Below are 6,317 nucleotides of genomic sequence, written 5' to 3'. Positions count from 1 at the left end.
TAGAAACCTCCAATAACATTTCGAAAGTCGTAATGAAAGATGGCGAGATTTCGATTCAGAATTTAACACGTTCTTCGGTGGAAAGTTCGAAGTTTGATTTAGCAAATGCGTTGCGTTCGGCTTACGAATTGTTTGGTTGTGAAGTAGAATTTGCAGGAAGTTATCCGGGTTGGACACCAAATGTAAAATCGGAGATATTGGATGTTTTAGTTTCTATTTATGAAAAGCAAAACGGCACAAAACCAAGTGTCGTGGCTTGTCACGCCGGATTAGAATGTGGAATTTTAGGAACAAATTATCCGGGAATGGATATGATTTCGTTTGGACCAACCATTCACGGTGCGCATAGCCCTGATGAAAGAGCTTCGATTACATCATCACAGAAATTCTGGAAGTTTTATTTGGAGATATTGGCGAATATTCCATTGAGAAAATAGAGAAAACCTGCCTGCCGGCAGGCAGGGAAAAAAGAGAAAAGAAAATTGAATATAGAAAAAACCCGCTTAGTGATAAGCGGGTTTTTATTTGTAAACTTACTTGCTTTTAAAACTTAGCAGTAAATCCTAAATACAAACTTCTACCAACAGCCGGAATGATTCCGGGTCCAGGATATTCATCGGTTCTACGAGTAAAATAATGTTTGTCCGTTAGATTGTTGACTCCAAATTTCAATGCAAAATTATTGATTTTATAACTGCCGCTAAAATCTAAAACAGTATAAGCAGGAATGTAACCCGCTACTGGATTTTCACTAGTTGCCACATTGGAAGCATCGCCGTAAGCATCGCCTACGTAATTAATCTGGAAAGTAGCTGATAATTTAGTAGTATTAAAAATTAAGCCCACACGATCGATTGTTTTTGTAGCCGCTTCAACACGTTTTCCTGAATATTCACCCGAGGTATATCTAGCATCTACATAAGCAAATGAATTAAAAATACTTAATCCGTAATTGGATTGTGGATTGAAATACTTTAAGAAATTAAACTCTACATAACTCTCAATTCCTTTGTGAACGCTATTGGCAATATTTTTTCTAACCGAATAATAATCTCCCGTTATAGGATCAGCTTCAAGCGTTACCCCAATTCGTTTGTTGTATGCCACATAAAATAGACTAAAATCATAGTTTAAATAATTTCTAATGGTACCACGATACCCAAAGTCACTATTGTATCCGTTACTATCTTTAAGATTTGGATCTATTCTTGAAGTCACACCAAAAGGTTCTAATTGGCTGTAATCTATTGGTCTGTATGCTTGACTGAAGTTGGCATAAAGGCTAGTGTTTTTAGATGGTTTTAACTCTAATCCAATTCCGGCCAAAGCAAAAGTTCGGTTGCGTACTTCGTTTGAAATCTGAATATCGCCTTCTACTTCTTTAAGTCCTTTAGAAGTACTTCTTAAATATTCAAACCTAATTCCTGGAGTTATCGTAAAGTTTTTAGATATTTTAAAAATATTTTCTACAAAAGGTGCAATGTTGGTTGTTGTAAAATCCAAATCATAACCCCAATTACCTGTAATTGATAAATCAAAATCGCTTCCAGTTGTTCCTTCACCACCACCTTGACGTTTGAACCACGCATAGCTTTGACGAATTCCACCTGCTATAGTCGATTTTTGTTTTCCAAGAGTGTAGTTTTGAGAATAACGAATTTCAGTAGTAGAATTGTTCATGTTTTCTATACCAACTTCTCTTGCAACATAAGCATTGGTATCAGGATCTATATCGTCATTAGCCTCGGGTCCACCATCTTCGTTTCTCCACACAAGGGAACGATTACTAAACAAATAACTGGATTTAACACTTAAAGTGCTGTTTTCAGATGGCGTATAATTGGCGTATGCCGTAATAATATTCCAAGGACTCTTCAGCCAATTTCGGGCGCGGGTAGATTGACTTGGATTTGCATCGAATTGTGCATCTGTCAATCCGCCAGGCATTTTTATTTTGTTTCGAAGCAAAGAATATTCGACACCATAATTCCATTTATCAGATTGAGTATACTGGATTTTTCCAAATCCGGAAACTTGTGTTTGCTCACTATTAGGTCTGTAACCATCAATTGCTCGATATTGTAAAAAAGCATAATAACTCCATTTTTTATAATTTCCACCAACAGAATTGAACGAATTATAGAGTCCGTAACTGCCAATGGTTTGTGCGGTTATAAATTCAAATGGCTTGTTTACTGGAGCGTCTTTGATAACGTAATTTACCAATCCGCCAAATTGAGAACCAAATTGCAATGAAGCTGCGCCTCTTACGAATTCAATTCGGCTAACGGCTTCCATTGGTGGCAAATAGTACGCTTCGTTATAACCATAAATATCGGAACTTATATTATAACCGTTTTGACGTGTATTCATTTCGACACTTTGTGTTGGATTTAATCCTCGTGTAGCAATTCCGTTGGCTGTAAAACCACTGCTTTCGGTTTCCACAATATTCAGACCTGGAATTCTTCCCAAAATCTGACGGGTATTGTTCACTGCTTTGTTAGCATCAAGACTATCAATCAGTATAACTTCACTTTTTTTACCGGCATAAATAATTCCATTTTTAGTATCTGGCAAATGACCCAATCCGTTCACTGTTTTAAATCCTTTTATACTAACTTCTTTAAGTTTTGTGGTATCTCTAACCTGTGAATAGGAAAAATGGATAGTGGTAATTAATAGTAGTACGAGGATAATTTTATTGAAATTCATTAGTATGATTTAGTATTAAAATTTTATTGTCTGTAATGATCGGTAAGAGTTTCAAGGAATTTTTCGAGTTGGTTTTCTTCTTGTGCTGTTAATTGAAGATTTCCTAATTCCTCTGTATTTATATTTTCGGAAACTTCTGGAGCAGCAAATTGGGCTGTATTCAAATCCCTTGCGTTATAAAAATGGATTACTTGTTTGAGTGTTGTAAACGAACCATTATGAAAATAAGGTCCAGTAATAGCGATATTTCGCAAGGTTGGTACTTTAAATTTTCCGTTGTCAACTGTTTGTCCGTTAATAGCTCCAATGCCGTAATCGATATAATTTAAGCCTAAGGGATTGACAACTGCTGATTGGTTATAAAAAGGATTTGTTGCATTTTTTGGCACGCCAATATTGTCATAACTAAAATCGGTAAACAATACTTTACCTGTATTTTCATCTTCATCTAAAATATGACAATTGGCACATTTTGCTTTGCCTGAAAAAAGAGTTAAACCTTTCTTTTCATCTTCTGTAAACGAAACCATTTGTCGGGAATAGTAATCAAATTTGGAGGTAAACGAATTTACTTCACTCGATTTTTCAAAAGTAGCCACAGCATCGGCAACGGCATTAAGAATATCAGTATCAGAAACGACAGATCCATAAATACTCGTTAGTTTAGAAAAATAGGAAGCTACTTTTATTTTTTCTACCACATCATGAATAGAGGCATTATTCATTTCCAAGGGATTTAACATTGGATGAATAAATTGTTCTTGCAGACTTGTCGAACGTCCATCAAGAAAAATTCCACCTATAAAAGTTTCATCAATTGAGTTGTAATATTGCGTTGGCGAAAAAACACCATAAGATAAACTAGGCGCATTTCTATTTCCAAACATATTGGCAAGTGCACCTTGTGAAATGGCTCTATTTGTTGGATCGCTAAATCCTTTTTCGGGTGAATGACATGAAGCACAGGCTTGACCTATCGGATTTGATAAATTAGTATCGAAAAATATTGCTTTACCTAAACCAACTTTTTCGCTAGGAATAACTGTGTAACTTGTTTCGTCTTTTGAACAACTTGTCAAAGCAACACTTGTGAAAAAGGTTAATAATATAATTTTAGATTTCATTTATTTAGAATAAGTTAAAATAACGTTGCAAATATAAATACGTGATTTGAATTAAAAAAGTTTATTTAGACTTAATATAAATAATATTTTTCAACAAATTGATTTACTAATGTTTATAAATAAAAAAACCTCACTGTTTAGTAAGGTCAAGTCAATTTATAGTATGGAAATTGTTTATTTTTTGGTCATTGGATAGCTTTCTTGAGTTAGTTTTCCTTGTTGTTTCCCAGAAATTGTAGCAATTAAATTAGTCCCATTTACTTTTTTATAAGTGATTTTTTGTGGATAATCGTGTGCAGGATTTTCAAAAGTAAAGGAATTATCTGCATTCGATGTTAATTTAAAATCAATAGGTTCATCATTATTTTGACCAACAACTGTGGCAATATATGTCAATTCTTCAGCTGTCTGAGCAAGCTTCATGCTTTCAAAATGAACTGTGTCTTTTGTGTTGATAAAATAACTATCTCCACTAAACATGCTGTCATTTTGTTTAGTCCAGGTTTCTTTTAAGGTACCATCAGGAAGCTTTTGTTCCCAATTTCCAATAAGCCAATTCATCTTTTCAAGTTTGTCGAACTTCTTTTCGGATTTGTTTTGGCAAGATACAAGTAAAGCTATTAATAGTATTCCTAGAGTAGTTTTCATCTATATTGTTTTAGGTAGTACAATACTATAAAAAATCTGCCAACGGAACACTTTAAACTTTGCACTTTTTTTACTATTTTTGCACTCGAAAATAAAGAATGATATGTTAGAGAGACTTCAATATGTAAAACAGCGTTTCGACGAGATTTCGGATTTGATAATTCAACCCGATATCATTGCCGATCAAAAACGTTATGTGCAATTAAATCAAGAATATAAAGGTTTGAAAGCGTTGATGGAAAAGCGTGAAGAGCTTATTAATGTCACTGCAAATATTGCTGAAGCAAATGAAATTATTGGCGATGGCTCGGATGCCGAAATGGTAGAAATGGCAAAAATGCAATTGGATGAAGCCAAAGATCGTTTACCGGAATTAGAAGAAGAAATCAAATTCATGTTGATACCAAAAGATCCGGAAGATGCCAAAAACGTTATGGTTGAAATCCGTGCCGGAACTGGTGGTGATGAAGCTTCTATTTTTGCAGGAGATTTATACAGAATGTATACTAAATATTGCGAAGCTCGTGGTTGGAGAACTTCTACAGTTGATATGAACGAAGGAACTTCCGGAGGTTTTAAAGAGGTTATCTTTGAAGTAACTGGTGAAGATGTATACGGAACATTAAAATTTGAAGCTGGAGTTCACCGTGTACAACGTGTACCACAAACCGAAACACAAGGTCGAGTTCATACTTCTGCTGCAACGGTTATGGTTTTACCGGAAGCCGAAGAGTTTGATGTGCAAATTGATATGAATGATGTTCGTGTCGATTTCTTCTGTTCCTCTGGTCCAGGTGGCCAATCGGTAAATACAACGAAATCCGCTGTTCGTTTGACACACATTCCAACTGGCTTGGTAGCACAATGTCAGGACCAAAAATCGCAACATAAAAATAAAGATAAAGCATTAACTGTTTTACGCTCTAGATTATACGAACAAGAGTTAGCCAAAAAAGAAGCAGAAGATGCTGTAAAACGTACTTCTCAAGTTAGTTCGGGTGACCGTTCGGCAAAAATCAGAACCTACAATTATGCGCAAGGTCGTGTGACTGATCACCGAATCGGATTAGACGTTTTTGATATGGATGGTGTAATGAATGGAAAAATTCAAAAATTTGTCGACGAACTCCAGTTGGTCAATAATATGGAAAAACTAAAAGAAAGCGAAGTTTTCTAAATAAAAAAAGGCTAACATAAAGTTAGCTCTTTTCATTTACTTACATAAGTAAACTTATTTGGGTTAAAGTCTAAATCCGTAAGCAAGTCTCAAAGCAATCATTCCCAAACCTTTTCCTGTTGTTCCATTATCATTCAATTTTGGAAAACCCGTATAATGTTCATATCGTAAACTCGCATCAAAATATTTGTTTGCATATCCTATACCAGGACTAAGAAGTAATGAAGTTTCATTATAGTCGTTTGTAACGGCAAATGCACCACCAACTTCAGCCAATAGATATAGTTGATCTTTTAAAACAAAGGCTTTAAATCCACCTTTTACAGGTATGTATCCTAAATCATTATCATCACCATTGATGAAAAAATTATTAAATCCCGTGGTAAAGGTTAACGAATATCTCGTAGATAAATCATATTGCAATCTCACATCAGCACCGATATTGAACTCATAAGGTTCTGCATTTAGCGGTATTCCACCACTAAGACCAAATCCAAGACGCCATCCTTGATCATAATTTTCTGTTTTTGTTCCTGAATCTTGTGCCGAAGCTGTTACAGAACCGAATAAGCATAGAGCCATTACAGCAAATTTTGCGGATTTTCTTAAGATAATTTTCATGGTATTTAATTTAGATTAATATTAAGTGCAAC

6 protein-coding genes are annotated in these 6,317 nt (G+C 34.9%); 2 read left to right on the top strand and 4 right to left on the bottom strand.

Annotated features, from left to right (window positions below; translation table 11 throughout):
- A partial coding sequence (locus tag RMN97_RS00710) for a M20/M25/M40 family metallo-hydrolase (protein WP_309612598.1) occupies positions 1 to 437 on the top strand: 437 nt, incomplete at its 5' end.
- A 106-nt stretch (positions 438 to 543) separates the two neighbouring features.
- Here RMN97_RS00710 and RMN97_RS00705 read toward each other — a convergent pair.
- The 3 genes from RMN97_RS00705 to RMN97_RS00695 form a co-directional block, all read right to left on the bottom strand.
- The gene (locus tag RMN97_RS00705; RefSeq protein ID WP_309612597.1) at positions 544 to 2,715 is read right to left on the bottom strand and encodes a TonB-dependent receptor domain-containing protein; all 2,172 of its coding nucleotides are present in this window, start codon (positions 2,713 to 2,715) and stop codon (positions 544 to 546) included.
- Positions 2,716 to 2,738: 23 nt separating this feature from the next.
- Positions 2,739 to 3,839, bottom strand: a complete 1,101-nt coding sequence (locus tag RMN97_RS00700) for a cytochrome c peroxidase (protein ID WP_309612596.1) — start codon at positions 3,837 to 3,839, stop codon at positions 2,739 to 2,741.
- A 174-nt stretch (positions 3,840 to 4,013) separates the two neighbouring features.
- On the bottom strand, positions 4,014 to 4,487 hold the full coding sequence (locus tag RMN97_RS00695; protein WP_309612595.1) for a DUF6265 family protein: 474 nt from the start codon (positions 4,485 to 4,487) through the stop codon (positions 4,014 to 4,016).
- A gap of 103 nt (positions 4,488 to 4,590) precedes the next feature.
- On the opposite strand from RMN97_RS00695, the gene prfA reads away from it, so the two are divergent.
- Complete coding sequence (gene prfA, locus RMN97_RS00690; protein WP_309612594.1) at positions 4,591 to 5,664, top strand: peptide chain release factor 1; 1,074 nt, start codon at positions 4,591 to 4,593, stop codon at positions 5,662 to 5,664.
- A 63-nt stretch (positions 5,665 to 5,727) separates the two neighbouring features.
- On the opposite strand, the gene RMN97_RS00685 is transcribed toward prfA, so the two are convergent.
- Entirely contained in the window at positions 5,728 to 6,285 is a 558-nt protein-coding gene (locus tag RMN97_RS00685; protein WP_309612593.1) for a hypothetical protein, read from the bottom strand.
- Positions 6,286 to 6,317: the final 32 nt, after the last annotated feature.

The sequence above is a fragment of the Flavobacterium sp. genome (genome assembly GCF_031381455.1).
Lineage (GTDB): Bacteria > Bacteroidota > Bacteroidia > Flavobacteriales > Flavobacteriaceae > Flavobacterium.
The sequence above is the reverse complement of the archived record's forward strand: the minus strand, read 5'-3'. Positions and strand labels throughout refer to the sequence as shown.

Excerpts from the sequence above, each read along its gene's own strand:
- RMN97_RS00700 (WP_309612596.1), bottom strand. The coding sequence starts at position 3,839 with ATGAAATCTAAAATTATATTATTAACCTTTTTCACAAGTGTTGCTTTG.
- prfA (WP_309612594.1), top strand. The coding sequence starts at position 4,591 with ATGTTAGAGAGACTTCAATATGTAAAACAGCGTTTCGACGAGATTTCG.
- RMN97_RS00705 (WP_309612597.1), bottom strand. The coding sequence starts at position 2,715 with ATGAATTTCAATAAAATTATCCTCGTACTACTATTAATTACCACTATC.
- RMN97_RS00685 (WP_309612593.1), bottom strand. The coding sequence starts at position 6,285 with ATGAAAATTATCTTAAGAAAATCCGCAAAATTTGCTGTAATGGCTCTA.
- RMN97_RS00695 (WP_309612595.1), bottom strand. The coding sequence starts at position 4,487 with ATGAAAACTACTCTAGGAATACTATTAATAGCTTTACTTGTATCTTGC.